Origin of the sequence: Haloprofundus halobius (genome assembly GCF_020097835.1) — an archaeon.
Lineage (GTDB): Archaea > Halobacteriota > Halobacteria > Halobacteriales > Haloferacaceae > Haloprofundus > Haloprofundus halobius.
Map to the genome: position 1 here is coordinate 2651213 of NZ_CP083666.1, position 15100 is coordinate 2666312.

The window sequence follows — 15100 nt, forward strand, 5'->3', positions numbered from 1 at the left end:
TCGACGCGAGTTCGGGGTCGCCGGCGGGTGCTCGACAGTCGGAGTCAGCGGCGACGGCCTTCCTGATACCCCTGCTGGAGGCCCGTGACAGTCCGCCGGACGAACAGATACGCGAAGAAGACGAAGAGCAGCATGACGACGACGAGGCCGACGAACACCGGGTCGTTGCCGAGCGCCTCGACGACGGTGTCGACGAGAGACCCTTGGGCGACGACGGACGACGATTCGGACATAGCGACCACTCACCGCGGCGGCCCTATAGCCGTTTCGCCCGGCCGGGACGAGGAGACGCCGAGGTGAGGGGAACGCTCTTGTGTACCGCCTCGGAATCGACGCGTAGATGGCCGGTCTGTTGCCCTCCACTCCCGACACCTCCGACGCAGACCCCGGCGACCCGCGCGTCATCGGCCTCGACAGCGACGCCGCCGACGAGTTGCTCTCGGCGCTCTCGTCGCGGACCGCCCGACGCGTCCTCGCCGAACTCCACGAGGAACCGACGACGCCCGCCGAACTCGCCGGTCGCGTCGACACGTCGCTACAGAACGTCCAGTACCACCTCGGAAACCTCGAAGACGCCGGCATCGTCGAAGTCGTCGGCACCGCCTACTCGGAGAAGGGCCGCGAGATGAAGGTGTACGGCCCGTCCGACAGGGCGCTCGTCGTCGTCGCCGGACGGGAAGCGGAGACGAACGGCCTGCGTGCGCTCCTCTCGCGACTCGTCGGCGGCGTCGGCGTCCTCGGCGTCGCCAGCCTCGCCGTCGACCGGATTCTCGGCGGCCCGACCGCCGAGCTCGCCCCGTTCGCGCTCGGTTCCGACAGCGGAGCGGAGGGCCAAGGCGGCGAGTACACGTCCGGCGATTCGGGAGACGCCGGTGGCGGCAGCACGGGCGACAGCGGCGACGACGGAAGCGGAAGCGACGGCGGCGAGTACGACGTCAGCACCGACAGCAACGAGAGCGGCGGCGGCGAGACGGACGAAGCCGCCGGCGAGACGACAACGGGTACTGAACCGACCGAGACGACAACGGGTACTGAACCGACCGAGACGACGGCGGAGGCGGACGCGGAATCGACGCAGGTCTCGACCGAGTCGACTCGAACCGCAGAGTCCACGGAGACCGTTGCCGACTCGACGGCGACAGACGGCGGGGGGACGACGACACAGGCGGCCGCCGACACCGCCACCGAGTTTTCGGGCGAGGCTCTCGACGCCGGCGGACAGCCGCTCGTCGAGGTACTCGTCGCCTCACCCGGCTTCCTGTTCTTCCTCGGCGGCGTCGCGGTGCTTTTCGTCGCGCTGTTCGTCCTGTCGCGGCGGTAGGTGAAACGAGCGTTTGACCTTACGGTGCGTATTTGATACCCGAGGCTGTAGCTGAGTGTGCAACCGCCTCGCTTCGGCCCGACGCGGCGACACCTCCCCTCGACGTCGCGTCGGTCTGCGTGCTGGCCGACGGGCCGAACGAGGCGGTTCAACGGCCCTCCAACCCTCCGGCCCTCCACTCGCCCTCCTCCCTCTCACCTCATCGCCGATACGTCTGGGAGCAGTCGCTACTTCGGGTCGATGCGGAACCGCTCGAACACGTCGTCGTCGGGCGTACAGAGGCGGCCGCGAAGCCCGTCGCCTTCGGGTTCCAACTCGGCGTGCGCCGCCCGATAGCCGCGCGGTTCGGCGTGACTCCCCGGATTCAGAAGCGCCAACGGGCCCGTCGCGTCGAATCTCGGCTGATGACTGTGGCCGAAGATGACCGCGTCGGCGTCGCGTTCGCGCCCGAACAGCGCGAGCGCCGTGTCGCCGCCGCGTCGTGTGTGCGTGACCGCAAATCGGACTCCGCCGTACTCGACGGTCCGGGCGGCGGGCAGTCGCTCGCGAATCCCGGCGTCGTCGTTGTTCCCGTAGACGCCGCGGAGCGTCTCGGCTTCGTCGACGAACGCGTCGAGCACCGGTTCGGCCATGAAGTCGCCCGCGTGGATAACCAGTTCGGCATCGCGGACGGCCCGGAGCGTTCTCCCACGGAGTCGATGCGAATCGGTCGCGTGTGTGTCGGAGACGACGGTGAGCACAGCGGGTGTAGGAACCGACGGATACTGAAACCACCCGCTGGCTGTCGGGCGGAACGGCTATCAGTTAGCGCCGTGACCGATTGGCCATGGCAGGAAGCAAATCGGTCGTCATCGCCGCGCTGATAGCGAACGGCGCTATCGCGGTGATGAAGTTTCTGGGATATCTGCTGACCGGTAGCCCCTCGATGCTCTCCGAGACGTATCACTCCATCTCCGACACCGGCAATCAGGTGTTCCTCCTCGTCGGTATCCGGTACAGCAGTAAAGACCCGGACAGACAGCACCCGTTCGGCTACGGGAAGTCGCAGTTCTTCTACAGCTTCCTCGTCGCGGTGATGCTGTTCGGCATCGCCGGGTGGGAGAGCGCTAAACACGGCTACAACGCCATCATGCACCCCGGACACGGGGCCGGGTATCAGATGGTCGACTTTCTCGGATTCAGTTTCAACTCCGTCTGGGTGAACGTCGTCGTCCTCGTCGGCGCCATCGCCTTCGAGACGTACGCGTTCGTGAAGGCCAACGGCGAACTCCAGCGGCAGATCGACGAGTTCGAGTGGAGCGGCATCCCCGAGGCGTTCCGCAAGACGAGTGACGTGACGACGCTGACGGCCTTCACCGAGGACGCCATCGCACTCGGCGGTGCGGCCATCGCGCTCGTCGGCGTCCTGCTGTCGTACTTCCTCGACGCGCCGATCTACGACGCCGTCGCGTCGCTCGTCATCGGATTCCTGCTGATGGGCTTCGCTATCGCGCTGGCGTGGGAGAACAAGCGCCTGCTCATCGGCGAGAGCCTCCCGAAGGATATCGAAGAGAAACTCGAAGCGGTCATCGCCGACCACCCCGGCGTGACGGGAATCGACAGTTTCCGCTCGGTGTACGTCGGGGCCGAAAAGGCGCTCGTCACCGCCGAGGTGCGGTTCGACGGCGAACTCGTCACCGGCGACATCGACGAAGACATCGCCCAGCTAAAGTCGAAGCTCGAAGCGGCCGACAAACGGGTCTCGTACGTCAACATCGAACCCGAAGTCTGAGCGGCGCGGGACGAGCTGATGGCGTACGGAGAAGGAAACGAACCGCTGGATAGTACCAGCGAACGCGAGAAAAACGCACTTGGCGCGACGAACGTCGCACCGAGGCGTCGGTGTCCGATCGTATCGACACCACCCCGTTTTCGGATAGCACGGGCCGATATATAAATTCTGCCAACGTTCTCACCTGCCGATACATGTCGTCGCGCGGAGGACGCAACGCGGACGGCCGCCGCGAGGGCTCAGTCGTCGAGCGCGAGCGACGCCAGAAGCGCCTCCAACTGGACCTGCTCGTTCGCGCCCTCGGTGATGCGGTAGTCGGCCTCGCCGATGCGCTCCATCAGGCGGACCGCCGCGCGGTCGTCGAGGTCGAACTCCCACACCGAGCGGTGGAGCTGGTCGATGATGTCGCCGCCTGCCATCCCCACGTCGGTGAGCAGGTGGTCGAGTTTCGACCGCGCGGCCGCGAAGTCGCCGTCGAGCGCCCGCGTCACCATCTCCTCGATGTCCTCGGGGCGCGCCGTGGCGGTGATGGCGTAGACGGCCTCCTCGTCGACGGTCTCGCCGGTCGTCGCCGCCGCCTGCAGCGAGTTGATGCCGCGGCGCATGTCGCCGTTGGCCGCGTAGACGAGCGCGTCGGCCCCGTCGTCTGTCAACTCGATGCCCTCCGTGTCGGCGATGTGGCGAACCGTCTCCTCGACGGCGGCGTCGCCCAACGGCGAGAACCGAAAGACGGCGCACCGCGACTGGATCGGGTCGATGATCTTCGAGGAGTAGTTACACGAGAGGATGAAGCGGGTGTTGTCGGCGAACTGCTCCATCGTCCGGCGAAGCGCCGACTGTGCGTCGTTCGTCAGCGAGTCGGCCTCGTCGAGGAAGATGATGCGGTAGTCGTGACCGCCGAAGGAGGCGCGCGCGAAGTTCTTGATGCGGTCGCGCACCACGTCGATGCCGCGTTCGTCGGAGGCGTTGAGTTCGAGGAAGTTGCCGCGCCAGTCGTCGCCGTACACCTCACGGGCGATGGCGGTGGCGCAGGTGGTCTTCCCGACGCCCGCCGGTCCGGCGAACAGCAGGTGCGGCAGGTCGCGCTGTTCGATGTAGCTCTGGAGGCGTTCGACGATGCGGTCCTGTCCGACCACCTCGTCGAGCGTCTGCGGGCGGTACTTCTCGATCCAGATTTCGCGACCCGGCGTTCCCTCGGCCTCGCTCATACCATAGGAAGGAGTCGGTCACCCCATAAACTCCCCGAGACGACCGCGAGGTGAGAGGAGAGCGCCGGACGGAAACGCTGAAACCGCCGCGAGACCCATCGCGAACATGGACGTGAGCGTGGAGATAGTCGGCGAGGGAAGCCGCGAAGTGGCCGTCGCCGACGACGCGACGTACGCCGACCTCGTCTCGGCCGTCGACCTCAGCCCCCACGAGGTGTCGGTGCTCGTCGACGGCCGTCCGGTGCCCGAAGACCAACCCGTCGAGGCCGACCGGGTGAAGGTGCTTCGCCTCATCAAGGGCGGGTGACGAACGTTCGAGAGTCAAATATGACCGACGGAGAGCGGACAGCGACCGTCAGAGTCGCCACGGACGACGAACTCGTCGACGTGATGCGCGTCCTCGACGGTGCGGTGCTCGAAGCCGACGCCGAGACAGTCGAAGCCGGACTCGGCACCGACTCGGTGCTCGTCGCCGAGCGAGGCGGCCACGTCGTCGGCGCGCTCGTCCGCGACGACGATCACGTCGAGGCCGTCGCGGTTCGGCGACGGCATCGTGCCGAAGGTGTGGGGAGCGCGCTCGTCCGCGGCGCGCTCTCTCGAACCGGTCACCTGACGGCGGCGTTCGACCCCCGAGTGCGGGAGTTCTATGAGTCGCTTGGGTTCGAGATACGCGAGCGGAACGGACGACTGTGGGGAGAGAAGCGAGCACGTGACTAACGGTCGGTTCGACCGCCGTCGCGGGCGGCTTCGAGGACCGCCGTGGTCGGAGCACGCATGCAGACGGCCGACTCGGGACAGAGGTCGTCGAACTGGGTCGTATCTCGTATCGCCGCGGGGACGTCGTCTCGCTCGCACCGTCGGAAACCGAGCGACTCGAAGTAGCCGGATGCAGTCTCGGTGAGGAGATAGAGCGTCTCGATACCGCGCTCTGCGGCGTGGTCGGCGGCCGTGGCGACGAGTACACGCCCGTATCCCGTTCCGCGAGCGTCCGTTTCGACAGCCACAGAGCGGAGGAGCGCGGCGTCCCCGCGCAGTTCGACCCCGCTGACGCCGACGGACTCGCCGTTGACGGCAGCCACGAAGAACCGCGCGGGTGTGGTCCGAACGTCGTCCGACGGGAGACCGGTCCGTCGGAGCACCGACGCGACGGTTTCGAGCTCCGACTCCGAGACCGGTCGAACCGAGAGGCTCCGGGACATCGGTGCCCTCAGACGAGCGAGGCGACGAGTTTTCGCCCCTCAGCGAGCAGGTCGGCGACGCTGTCGGCGCTGTCGGACTCGGCGTAGACACGCATCTTCGGTTCCGTCCCGCTCGGGCGGACGAGCAGCCACGACCCGTCTTCGAGCAGCAGTTTGAACCCGTCGAGCGTGACGACCTTCGACACCTCGCGCCCCGCGACCTCGTCGGGAATCTCGTCTGCGAGGTCGTCGAGCACGCGGGCTTTCTCCGAGTCGGGGCAGTCGACGCTCACCTTGTCGGCGTGAATCTCGCCGTGTTCGGCTTCGAGACGGTCGACCCGCGAGTCGAACGACTCCTCGGCGGCGATTGCGGCCGCCAGAAGCGAGACGAGGACGCCGTCTTTCTCTCGGATGTGGCCGCGGACGCTGAAGCCGCCCGACTCCTCGCCGCCGACGAGCGCGTCGTGTTCGCCCATCGCCTGCGCCACCCACTTGAAGCCGACCGCCGTCTCGACGACCTCCTCGCCGTGGGCCTCGGCGATGCGGTCGATGAGGAACGTCGTCGACACCGTCCGAATCGCGGGGCCGGACTCGTCCTCCAACAGCGCGTCGTACAGCGCGGCGAAGAAGAGGTTCTCGTCGAGGAAGCCGCGGCCGGGCGTGACGACCGCGAGACGGTCCGCGTCGCCGTCGTTGGCGACGCCGAGGGCCGCGTCGTGTTCGGCGACGGCATCGACGAGATCCGTGAGGAGTTCCTCGCTCGGTTCGGGCGACTCGCCGCCGAACGTCGGGTCGTCGCCGCAGCGGAGGCGGACGACGTCGGCCCCGGCGGATTCGAGCAGCGCGTCGGTGACGCCGCGGCCGCTGCCGTGCATCGCGTCGTAGACGACGGTCGTTCCCGAGAGGTCCGCCTCGACGAGGTCGCGGGCGTGCTCGGCGTGCTCGGCGACGAAGTCGACGCGCCGTATCTCGCCGCGGTCGTCAACTGGGTCGCGCGGTTCCGCGAGACGCTCCTCGACGGCCATCGTCACCGCCGGGAGCGCAGGCGCGCCGTCGTCGGGGATGAACTTCACGCCGTTGTACTCCGGCGGGTTGTGCGACGCCGTCACCATCAGCGCGCCCGAGAGGCCGCGCGAGACGATGTTCCACGCGACGGTGGGCGTCGGACAGTCGCGCTCCGGAAGGAGTACGTCGAAGCCGTTGTCGGCGAGCACCTCGGCGAGGCTCTCGGCGAAGCCGGGCGAGGACTCGCGGGCGTCGTAGCCGACGGCGACGGGGTCGTCGTACCCCTCGTCGCGGAGGTAGTCGGCGACGGCCTGTCCGACGATGCGGACTCGGTCGTCGGTGAACGTGTCGAGCGTCGCTCGCCACCCGTCGGTTCCGAAAGAGATCGCGTCCATACGGCTACGTCCCACGGGGCGAGCAAAAAAACCTCCTGCGAGTTCCCGGTCGAAACCGGACGACGGGACCGAGCGGAAACGGACGATCCCCCGCGTGTCAACGGAAGAGAGCGACGAGCGGCCGTTCAACGACCTTTTGAGCGTCGGAGTCGAAGCGAAAGCAATGACACGCGTCCTCGCAGTCTCCGGGAGTCGTCGCGACGGCAGTTACACCCGCGAAGCGTTGAAGTACGCCCTGAACGCCGCCGCCGAGACCGGCGTCGAGACCGACTTCATCGACCTCGGTGCGGTCGACCTTCCGCTGTACCACCCCGACAGAGACGAACAGGGCGAGTCCGCCGACCTGATGCGGCGGATGCGCGAGGCCGACGGCGTCATCCTCGGGTCGCCCGTCTACCACGGGTCGTACTCCTCGGCGTTCCGCAGTTTTCACGACTACTGCTCCTTCGACGAGTACGAGGACACCGTCGTCGGCCTGCTCGCAACGGCCGGCGGCGGGTCGTACGGGAGTACGCTCGAACACATGCGCAGCACGGTTCGCGGCGTCCACGGCTACGTCCTCCCGAACCAGGTCGGTATCCGCAAAGCCTACGAGAAGTTCGAAGATCGGAGCGAACCGGCGACGAACGGCGAACCGGCGTACGAACTCGTCGACGAAGCCATCGAGGAACGTATCGAGAAACTCGGTCGAACGGTGGCGGAACACGCGACGCAAGTGAGCGCCGGAAACAGCCCGTTCGCGAGCGACTGAGGGTGTTTCGGGGCTCCGGACCGCCGAGTCGAGGCGCAGCGGGATCAGACGAGTGTCTCCTCGTCGACGGTTCCGCAGCGCTTGCACTCGCTTCGGCGACGCGGAACCTTCGCGTACTTCCGATTCTCTTCGGACGTGGCGTCGGTGTGACGATTCGCCTGTTCGATAGTCACTTCGTGCGGCGTGTGGTCGCCGCAGGCCGTGCAGTACTCCCGTCTGGCGTCGACGTGTGGTTCCCTTCTCGTACTCATCGCTGAGTGTGTCGTCTCTCCGCTCGTGTGCGAGGCTTGTGTACTTGTGCGCAGTACTGATGTGTCGGGTCGCCGACGCCGCCGAGAGCACCCCCTGTTCTCGAAGCCGTCCGTAGGTTCGCGTCGGAACCCGTCTCGGCGGGCCTCACGTCAGCGACCGTGTGAACTGCCGGGAGACGGACCGATAGCCCAACTCCTTGTTGAGACAAGTGGTACAAACCGGTGACGGAGCGGGGACCGGGTTCGAGACTACTCCTCGACGACTTCGGAGAGACAGGAACGCAACTCGTCGACGCTCGCCTCGACGACGTCTGCGTCGGGTCCGCGTACCGTACCGGCGTCGGGGTCGTAGTCGAGAAAGCCGACGTCGTCGAGTTTCGGGAGGTGGGTGTGGTGCAGCGCGAACGCGAGTCGCTCGGGGTCGTCGGCGGTGTTCTCGGCTTCGGCGCAGCGTTCGGCGAGTTCGTCCGTCGAGACGGCCTTGCGGGGCGTCGAGTGCAGATGCGAGAGCGTCCATCGCCGGACCGGATTCCCGAACGCCTCGAACAGTTCCTCGACGGTACAGGGAAGTGACTCGCGCCGCTGAACCGTATGGAGAGAATCAGGATTAGATGAATGTTCTCCGGCCATGTATGTAATAGGACTGTGCGGTACCAGTTAGTAAGCCGGGTGGTTCAAACAAGGTGTCGCCGCGCGTCGATGAGAGCGGACCCTACGGGTCGTCGGACGCCGAGAGCATCTCCTCGAAGACGGCTTTCGTCCCGCGTCGGATGCGCTGGGAAAGCGCCTGCTGGGAGATATCCAACTGCGTCGCCAACTCCGAGAGCGTCGTCCGACTCGGGGTGTCGAAGTAGCCCTCCCGCAGCGCGAGCAGTATCGCCCGGCGCTGTTCGGCCGTGAGCGAGTCGACGTTTCCCCCCGCCGATTCGCCGAGCGAGTAGATTCGACCGAGCGTGCAGCGAATCTCGGTGTCGAGGCAGAACTCGTGAAACGCGGAGAGATGTTCGTGCGATGGAAACAGCAGTTTTAGACGCCACGACTCCTCCTCACACCAGCGCGACTGCAGGACGACCGCTTCGGTTTCTTCGAACCCGTCGAGTACCCCGTTCGAGGAGCGCCGCCACGTCGCGGCGTACAGCGCGGAGTCGTCAAATCGGTCGAGGACCTCGTGTTCGACGACGTCGCTCCGGGAGAGTCGTCGCTCGAACTCGTCGACGCCGTCGCCCCGTACCCAAAACAGCGGAGGCGTCTCAGTTCCGAGCGAGACGAGACGCTCGAACTCGATGCGGATGTCCAGTTCGTCGGTCAGCAGTCGACCCGGGCCGAAAGCAGTAGATGGTAGTGAAAGTTCGGCGATAACGGCCATCAGTGGCACAGAAACAGGGCGGCTAGATCTGTGTCGGCCTTGTTTGAACAAGAGCGTTATATTCTCCGGTGCGTCCGCGTCGTCGCCCAACGGCGTCGGGGTGACGCGGTCTGACGCGTCGGGATGACGCGACCAGACGTGTCGTGATTTAGGGCCAGGTGACGGTAACCGCGCGGCGGTCACGCCGCGAGTTGGTCCGCGAACAGTTGTTCGAGGAGTTGCTCGTTTCCGCGTCGAATCCGCTGAGAGAGCGCCTGCTGGGTGATTCCGAGTTCGTCGGCGAGTTCCGTCAGCGTCACCCGACTCGGCGAGTCGAAGTACCCGCGTCGGTAGGCCAACAGTAGCGCTTCGCGCTGTTCGGGCGTCAGGTCGATTCGCTGGTCTCGCAGGTCGGAGTCGCTCAGCGTCTGGACGCGGCCGAGCGTGTACGCGATGTCGTTCCCGAGCAGGAAGTCGTGGAACGCCGAGAGGTACTCGTGGGAGGGAAACATCAGTCGGAAGTCCCAACTCTGGTCGTCGTAGCCGTACGCGCCGAGGATGACCGCGTTCGTCTCGACGAGACCGTCGACGAACCCGTGCACGTCTGCGCTCCAGACGACCGAGTAGAGCGTCCTGTCGCCGACGCGCTCGACGACGGTCAGTTCGTCGACGAATCGACTCGCCCGAACGCGCGATTCGAACGGTTTGAACTCGCCGCCCCACGCCCAGAAGATGGGCAGCACCTGTCTTCCGGCGGGGACCAGACGCTCGAACTGGACGTGGAACTCGTCGTTCGCGGTGAGCAGCGTCCCCAGCGGAAACGAGTCCGGTGCGATGTTGATCTCGGTGACGACGGCCATGGTTCGGTCGGGGTCTAAATACACCGCGGAGGCAGAAGAAAGCCGGGGCGTGACCGAGCGACCGACTGTTCGGCGTCGACGACTCTCAGTCGCAGCGTCAGCGCTCGCTAGCCGTCGACGAGTCGTTCCTTCTGCCGCCGCGAGAGCTGTTTTATCTCGTACTCGCGGCGCATCGCGGCGGATTTCGAGGGGTACGACTCGGAGTGAACCAACTCGACGGGCGTCCGGCCTCGAGTGTACTTCGCACCGTCACCCGCGTCGTGCTCGGCGACGCGTCGCTGCACGTCGGTCGTGTAGCCGGTGTAGTAGCTGCCGTCGGCGCACTCGACGACGTAGACGTAGTGCACGCGTCGACGCAGACGGTGACGACGCTAAACGGCGTCGGTTCGGCGCAGAAGGCTTCGCGTGGTGGTTCTCGATTCAGTACCCGACAGTGGTTACGCGTTGCGGGCGCGATGTCGTGCGACGTCCGCGATACCGGCGTTCGCCGAACAAGCTGGACAGGCCATGAGACGCCCGTACTCGTCGGCAAACACCCGCGCGAAACGTTCGGAGACGTGCGACCCGCAGTAGTCGCAGGTTGGCATCGTTCGGGTCCGGCATCCACCAGTCAGCCGGTGTCTCGGTGTACGGGACCGAGGAACGTAGAAGGTGTTGCGCACGCGCGTGACGCGCGAAAACCGCGACGAAGGCGGCCGTAAAGACGACTACCCGTCGCGGGCCGCGGAGACAGCTCTCGCGATGAGTCCGGTCTGTGCGCCCGCGACGAACCCGGCGTCGACGTTGACGACCGAGAGCACCGAACACGACTGGAGCATCCCCGCGAGCGCGGCCTCGCCCTCGCCGCCGAAGCCGTAGCCGACCGAGACCGGGAGCGCGACGACGGGCGCGTCGACCATCCCGGCGACGACCGTCGGGAGCGCCCCCTCTCGTCCCGCGGCGACGACAAGCGCGTCGGCCGCGCGAAGCGCCTCGCGCTGGTCGAGCGCGCGGTCGATGTTGGCGACGCCCACGTCGTCGATGCGGTCGACCGTCGCGCCCATCTCGCGGAGCACCGTCGCCGCCTCGCCCGCGGCCGCGGCGTCGGAGGTCCCGGCGGTGACGACCGCGACGGTGGCCTCGAGCGACGGGCGCTCGAATCCGGGCGCGTGCGCGACGACCGTTCGCGCACGCTCGTCGACGTCGACGGTCGCGCCGGGTCGTGCCTCGCCGACGCGCTCGGAGACGGCCGCGACGGTCGCCTCGTCGGTTCGAGTGACGAGCGCTCGTCCCGTCGTTTCGAGCGCCGTGAGCGCGAGCGAGGCCGTCTCCTCCGGGATTTTGCCGTCGGCGAGGATCGCCTCCGGCACGCCGCGTCGGTGCTCGCGGGCGGCGTCGAACCGTCCCGCGTCGGTGCTCGCGTAGCCCGCCAACCGGGCTTCGGCCGCCGCCGGAGAGAGTTCCCCCGAGGCGACTGCCTCCAGAATGTCTCGCATAGCAGGCGCTCGGCCCGCAGGGCACTCGTAGCTGTCGTTTCTGGTCCATCGACCCCCTATTACTTAAATCCAACGGCGGATTTGGGCGCGAACACCCGCGAGGGGGTCTGACGGCGCGATTTGGGAAATCTTATTAATAAGGCCCCGGTAGCCTCGCTTGCATGGCAGACCTTATCGTCAAGGCAGCTGTTAAGGAAGCGCTCGATGACAAGAACGTCGCGTCGGACTTCTACGACGCGCTCGACGAGGAAGTCAAAGAGCTTCTCGACGACGCCGCCCGTCGCGCCGAGGCCAACGACCGGAAGACGGTCCAGCCGCGCGACCTCTAAGTCGGCGAATAACCCACGATTTTTTCGCAACCCACGCCCGCCAGCGGCGGCGCTCGCGCCCCGGACAGACGAGGAGAGCCTCGGCTACGCAGAAGCGTCGTGGCTACGCAGAAGAAGCGCAGTTACGCGGATTCGACGCGCACGTCGTCGTCGGTGCCGACGTGTATCTCGTCGGCGAGGCCGACGAACAGGCCGTGCTCGACGACGCCGGGGACCGCAGAGAGCGTGCGCGAGAGCGCCGCCGCGTCGTGAATTTCGCCGAACTCGCAGTCGAGCACCAGATTGCCGTTGTCGGTGACGACCGGCCCGTCCTTTCGCTCTGCCTCGCGGAGCGTCGGCTCGCCGCCGGCGTCGGAAACGGCGGCGGCGACCGTACTGCGCGCGTCCGGTAGCACCTCGACCGGCACCGGGTGCGAGAGCGTCTCGGCGACTTTGGAGGGGTCGGCGACGACGACGAACCGGTCGGCGAACGCGTCGACGACCTTCTCGCGGGCGTGGGCCGCACCCCCACCCTTCACGAGGTCGAGTCCCGCTACCTGGTCGGCCCCGTCGATGGCGAGGTCCACCGCGTCGACGTCGTCGAGCGCGACGAGCGGAACGCCGACCTCGCGGGCGAGTTCGCGCGAGGCGAACGACGTCGGCACACCGCGTACGTCGAGTCCGGCGTCGACCTTCCGGCCGAGTGCGCGAATCGCGCGCGCCGCCGTGCTCCCCGTCCCGAGGCCGACGACCATCCCGTCGGTCACGAGGTCGGCCGCACTCTCGCCCGCGCGTCGTTTCGCCTCGTCGCTTCCACCGGTCGTCTTCATGGACGAGGCTTCGGCGACGACGATAAAAACGCTCCGGGGTCGGGCGACGGCGAGCGTTACGTGGTGGAGTCGGTACGTCTTCGGAGACACTCCGTCCGCGAAGTCACTCAGCGGGGGCGACAAGTAGTCGACCGTCTGACCTATATAGTATCGGACGAAAAGACGGCTGAACAGTCAATGACCGACATCAGGAGCGGATTCGTCACGCAGACGCACACGGGCGACGTGACCGCGCTCGAAGCCGTCGAACAGGCCGACGCGTTCGACTTCGACTTTCTCGAACTGTACATGGACGGTGCGACGGAACGGAGTCGACTGGACCGCGAGGCGTTCGTCGCCGCCGTCGACGACGCCGGAGTCGACGTACTCGTCCACCTCCCGTTCGTCGATTTGGACCTCGGCACGCCGCGCGACGGCGTTCGCGACGCCGCACTCGACGAACACCGCGCGTGTCTCGACGCCGCCGCGGAACTGGGTACGGAGAAAGCGGTCCTCCACGCGAGCACGCACGCGACGTATCCCGAATGGGACGCCGAGACGACTCACCCGCGGATGCTCGACGCGATACGCCGACTGGACGACCACGGCCGAGACGTCGGTGTCGAGGTGTGCGTCGAGAACCTTCCGAGCGTCTCCTTCACCGTCCACGAGTTCGACCGCGTGTTCGCCGAAACCGACGCGTCGATGACGTTCGACACGGGGCACGCCCGCGTCGACGGGATGGACGCCGAGGCGTCGGCGGCGTTTCTCGACGACCACCGCGAGCGCGTCTCGCACGTCCACGTCAACGACGCCCGCGGCGCGAGCGACGAACACGTCCCGACCGGTTCCGGAACCACGGATTTCGAGACGATTCTCGCACCGCTTCGCGAGAACTGGGGTGGCACCGTCTCCGCGGAAGTGTACACGTTCGACGCCGACTACCTCGAACTCAGCAAGCGAAAACTGGACGAGGTTCTCGCCTGAGGATGCAGGACGAGGAGTTGCCGCCCGGGGAGGTGACGGGCGGACGCGAGGAGTCAGAGACGGGCGAGGCGAACGACTCAGAAGCGGGCGGACGCGGGGAGTTCGACGAGACACGCGACGGAAACGGGATGGAAGGACGAACTCGCCGGCAACAGTTGCTCTACTACGTCTCGCTGTTCTTCGAGGCCGTCGCCGTCTTCGTCGTCGGCGCGGTGACGCGGCGGGTCGGCCGCGACGACTCGCTGTGGGTGTTCGGTGCGCGCGGCGGCACCGACTTCGGCGAGAACACGAAGTATCTGTACCTCTCGGTCGCCGCCGACAAACCCGACGTGCGACCGGTCTGGGTGACGAAGAATCCCGCTATCGTCCGCGAACTCCAGACGCACGGCTACGAGGCGTACCACGCGTTCTCGCCGCGGGGTATCTGGCTGCAACTCCGGGCGGGGACCGTCTTCCTGACGCACAACCTCAAGGACGTGAACCGCTTCGCCGTCGGCGGCGCGACGCTCGTGATGCTGTGGCACGGTATCCCCCTGAAGCGCATCTCCTGGGACGCGGAACTCGCCGAGCGTCCGCGACCAGTACGGGCGCTCTCGCGGTATCTGTACGACCAGTACGACCTCGTGACGCTCACCGGGTCGGGGGTGCGCGACGCGTTCCGAACGGGGTTCGGCCTCCCCGACGACCGACTGGTCGTGACGGGGTATCCGCGGACCGACGCGTTCTTCGGGTCGGTGGCGGGCGCGACGCTCTGCACCGACGAACCGGCGCTGGAGCGAGTTCGGCGACTCGCCGAGGGCCACGAGGTGTGGCTCTACATGCCGACGTTCCGCGAGGACCCGGCGAAGCGGGCGCCCGAACACGTCGACTTCGCGGCGCTCGAAGGCGTGTTCGCAGAGCGTGACGCCTACCTCGTCGTCAAACTCCACCCGAGGGAGCGACTCGACGCCGACCTCTCGTCGTTCGACCACCTCCTCGAACTCCCGCCGGGCGTCGACGTGTACCCGTTGCTCCCGGCGACCGATGGCCTGATAACGGACTACTCGTCGGTGTTGTTCGACTACCTGCTTCTCGACAGGCCAGTCGTCTGCTACGCGTACGATCTGGAGTCGTACCGCGCCGGACGCGGGTTCTACTACGACTACGAGACGGTGACGCCCGGGCCGACGGCGCGGGGCTTCGACGAACTGCTCGACGCGCTCGAATCGGCGCTCGACGGCGACGACGACTACGGGGCCGAGCGGCGCGCCGTCCGCGACCGGTTTTTCGACGACGACGAGGGCGGCTACGCGGACGCCGTCTACGAGGCGGTGAGACAACGACGTGGTTGACAGTCGACCGAAAGATACAGAACAGCGTGTGCGGGAGGGCGGATGTGAACCGGAACGATGGGCCGTGACGGGCGAAGCGCTCCGGAGAGATATAGTCAACTAGGA

Annotated in this window: 21 protein-coding genes; 8 read left to right on the forward strand and 13 right to left on the reverse strand. The window is 66.9% G+C overall.

All coding sequences use genetic code 11. From position 1 onward, the window contains the following. Positions 1-44 precede the first annotated feature (44 nt). Positions 45-233 (reverse strand): DUF7859 family protein, encoded by a 189-nt coding sequence (locus tag LAQ74_RS14035; RefSeq protein WP_224333158.1) that lies wholly within the window; start codon positions 231-233, stop codon positions 45-47. Between the two features lie 107 nt (positions 234-340). Here LAQ74_RS14035 and LAQ74_RS14040 point away from each other — a divergent pair, with 107 nt between their 5' ends. Next, positions 341-1321, forward strand: a complete 981-nt coding sequence (locus LAQ74_RS14040; RefSeq protein WP_224333159.1) for an ArsR/SmtB family transcription factor — start codon at positions 341-343, stop codon at positions 1319-1321. Between the two features lie 227 nt (positions 1322-1548). Here LAQ74_RS14040 and LAQ74_RS14045 read toward each other — a convergent pair whose 3' ends face one another. Beyond that, positions 1549-2061: a metallophosphoesterase gene (locus LAQ74_RS14045; protein ID WP_224333160.1), complete on the reverse strand. Its 513-nt coding sequence runs from the start codon at positions 2059-2061 to the stop codon at positions 1549-1551. 86 nt (positions 2062-2147) lie between these two features. Here LAQ74_RS14045 and LAQ74_RS14050 point away from each other — a divergent pair, with 86 nt between their 5' ends. Then, complete coding sequence (locus LAQ74_RS14050; protein WP_224333161.1) at positions 2148-3092, forward strand: cation diffusion facilitator family transporter; 945 nt, start codon at positions 2148-2150, stop codon at positions 3090-3092. Between the two features lie 239 nt (positions 3093-3331). On the opposite strand, the gene LAQ74_RS14055 is transcribed toward LAQ74_RS14050, so the two are convergent. Next, positions 3332-4300 carry a replication factor C small subunit gene (locus tag LAQ74_RS14055; protein WP_224333162.1) on the reverse strand — a complete coding sequence of 323 codons (969 nt, stop codon included), beginning with the start codon at positions 4298-4300 and terminating at the stop codon, positions 3332-3334. Between the two features lie 106 nt (positions 4301-4406). On the opposite strand from LAQ74_RS14055, the gene samp2 reads away from it, so the two are divergent. Continuing rightward, a complete protein-coding gene (gene samp2 / locus LAQ74_RS14060) occupies positions 4407-4607 on the forward strand; it encodes a ubiquitin-like small modifier protein SAMP2 (RefSeq protein WP_224333163.1) in 201 nt (66 codons plus the stop codon). A gap of 20 nt (positions 4608-4627) precedes the next feature. Then, positions 4628-5017 carry a GNAT family N-acetyltransferase gene (locus LAQ74_RS14065; protein ID WP_224333164.1) on the forward strand — a complete coding sequence of 130 codons (390 nt, stop codon included), beginning with the start codon at positions 4628-4630 and terminating at the stop codon, positions 5015-5017. On the opposite strand, the gene arsN2 is transcribed toward LAQ74_RS14065, so the two are convergent. Together arsN2 and LAQ74_RS14075 are read right to left on the reverse strand one after the other, a co-directional pair. Continuing rightward, positions 5014-5499, reverse strand: a complete 486-nt coding sequence (gene arsN2 / locus LAQ74_RS14070) for an arsenic resistance N-acetyltransferase ArsN2 (protein WP_224333165.1) — start codon at positions 5497-5499, stop codon at positions 5014-5016. The genes LAQ74_RS14065 and arsN2 overlap by 4 nt on opposite strands. A gap of 8 nt (positions 5500-5507) precedes the next feature. Beyond that, positions 5508-6878 (reverse strand): phosphoglucomutase/phosphomannomutase family protein, encoded by a 1371-nt coding sequence (locus LAQ74_RS14075; RefSeq protein WP_224333166.1) that lies wholly within the window; start codon positions 6876-6878, stop codon positions 5508-5510. Between the two features lie 163 nt (positions 6879-7041). Between LAQ74_RS14075 and LAQ74_RS14080 the strand changes: the two genes are divergently transcribed. Continuing rightward, the gene (locus tag LAQ74_RS14080) at positions 7042-7629 is read left to right on the forward strand and encodes an NADPH-dependent FMN reductase (protein ID WP_224337276.1); all 588 of its coding nucleotides are present in this window, start codon (positions 7042-7044) and stop codon (positions 7627-7629) included. A gap of 44 nt (positions 7630-7673) precedes the next feature. Here LAQ74_RS14080 and LAQ74_RS14085 read toward each other — a convergent pair whose 3' ends face one another. The 7 genes from LAQ74_RS14085 to larB form a co-directional block, all read right to left on the reverse strand. Further along, positions 7674-7880 (reverse strand): DUF7835 family putative zinc beta-ribbon protein, encoded by a 207-nt coding sequence (locus tag LAQ74_RS14085; protein ID WP_224333167.1) that lies wholly within the window; start codon positions 7878-7880, stop codon positions 7674-7676. A 249-nt stretch (positions 7881-8129) separates the two neighbouring features. Beyond that, positions 8130-8510, reverse strand: a complete 381-nt coding sequence (locus LAQ74_RS14090; RefSeq protein WP_224333168.1) for a DUF7344 domain-containing protein — start codon at positions 8508-8510, stop codon at positions 8130-8132. Positions 8511-8592: 82 nt separating this feature from the next. Beyond that, the gene (locus tag LAQ74_RS14095) at positions 8593-9246 is read right to left on the reverse strand and encodes a helix-turn-helix domain-containing protein (protein WP_224333169.1); all 654 of its coding nucleotides are present in this window, start codon (positions 9244-9246) and stop codon (positions 8593-8595) included. Positions 9247-9425: 179 nt separating this feature from the next. After that, on the reverse strand, positions 9426-10085 hold the full coding sequence (locus tag LAQ74_RS14100) for a helix-turn-helix domain-containing protein (protein ID WP_224333170.1): 660 nt from the start codon (positions 10083-10085) through the stop codon (positions 9426-9428). 107 nt (positions 10086-10192) lie between these two features. Beyond that, positions 10193-10432 carry a GIY-YIG nuclease family protein gene (locus LAQ74_RS14105; RefSeq protein WP_224333171.1) on the reverse strand — a complete coding sequence of 80 codons (240 nt, stop codon included), beginning with the start codon at positions 10430-10432 and terminating at the stop codon, positions 10193-10195. A 90-nt stretch (positions 10433-10522) separates the two neighbouring features. Next, positions 10523-10672: a DUF7563 family protein gene (locus LAQ74_RS20655; protein ID WP_425498490.1), complete on the reverse strand. Its 150-nt coding sequence runs from the start codon at positions 10670-10672 to the stop codon at positions 10523-10525. A gap of 120 nt (positions 10673-10792) precedes the next feature. Then, positions 10793-11560 (reverse strand): nickel pincer cofactor biosynthesis protein LarB, encoded by a 768-nt coding sequence (gene larB, locus LAQ74_RS14110; protein WP_224333172.1) that lies wholly within the window; start codon positions 11558-11560, stop codon positions 10793-10795. Positions 11561-11721: 161 nt separating this feature from the next. Here larB and LAQ74_RS14115 point away from each other — a divergent pair, with 161 nt between their 5' ends. After that, the gene (locus LAQ74_RS14115) at positions 11722-11889 is read left to right on the forward strand and encodes a DUF1931 family protein (RefSeq protein ID WP_058583225.1); all 168 of its coding nucleotides are present in this window, start codon (positions 11722-11724) and stop codon (positions 11887-11889) included. Between the two features lie 122 nt (positions 11890-12011). Here the strand turns inward: LAQ74_RS14115 and rpiA are convergent, their stop codons facing one another. Next, entirely contained in the window at positions 12012-12698 is a 687-nt protein-coding gene (gene rpiA / locus LAQ74_RS14120) for a ribose-5-phosphate isomerase RpiA (RefSeq protein ID WP_224333173.1), read from the reverse strand. Positions 12699-12875: 177 nt separating this feature from the next. On the opposite strand from rpiA, the gene LAQ74_RS14125 reads away from it, so the two are divergent. Next, positions 12876-13664: a sugar phosphate isomerase/epimerase family protein gene (locus tag LAQ74_RS14125; protein ID WP_224333174.1), complete on the forward strand. Its 789-nt coding sequence runs from the start codon at positions 12876-12878 to the stop codon at positions 13662-13664. 2 nt (positions 13665-13666) lie between these two features. Continuing rightward, the gene (locus tag LAQ74_RS14130; protein WP_224333175.1) at positions 13667-14995 is read left to right on the forward strand and encodes a CDP-glycerol glycerophosphotransferase family protein; all 1329 of its coding nucleotides are present in this window, start codon (positions 13667-13669) and stop codon (positions 14993-14995) included. Positions 14996-15100: the final 105 nt, after the last annotated feature.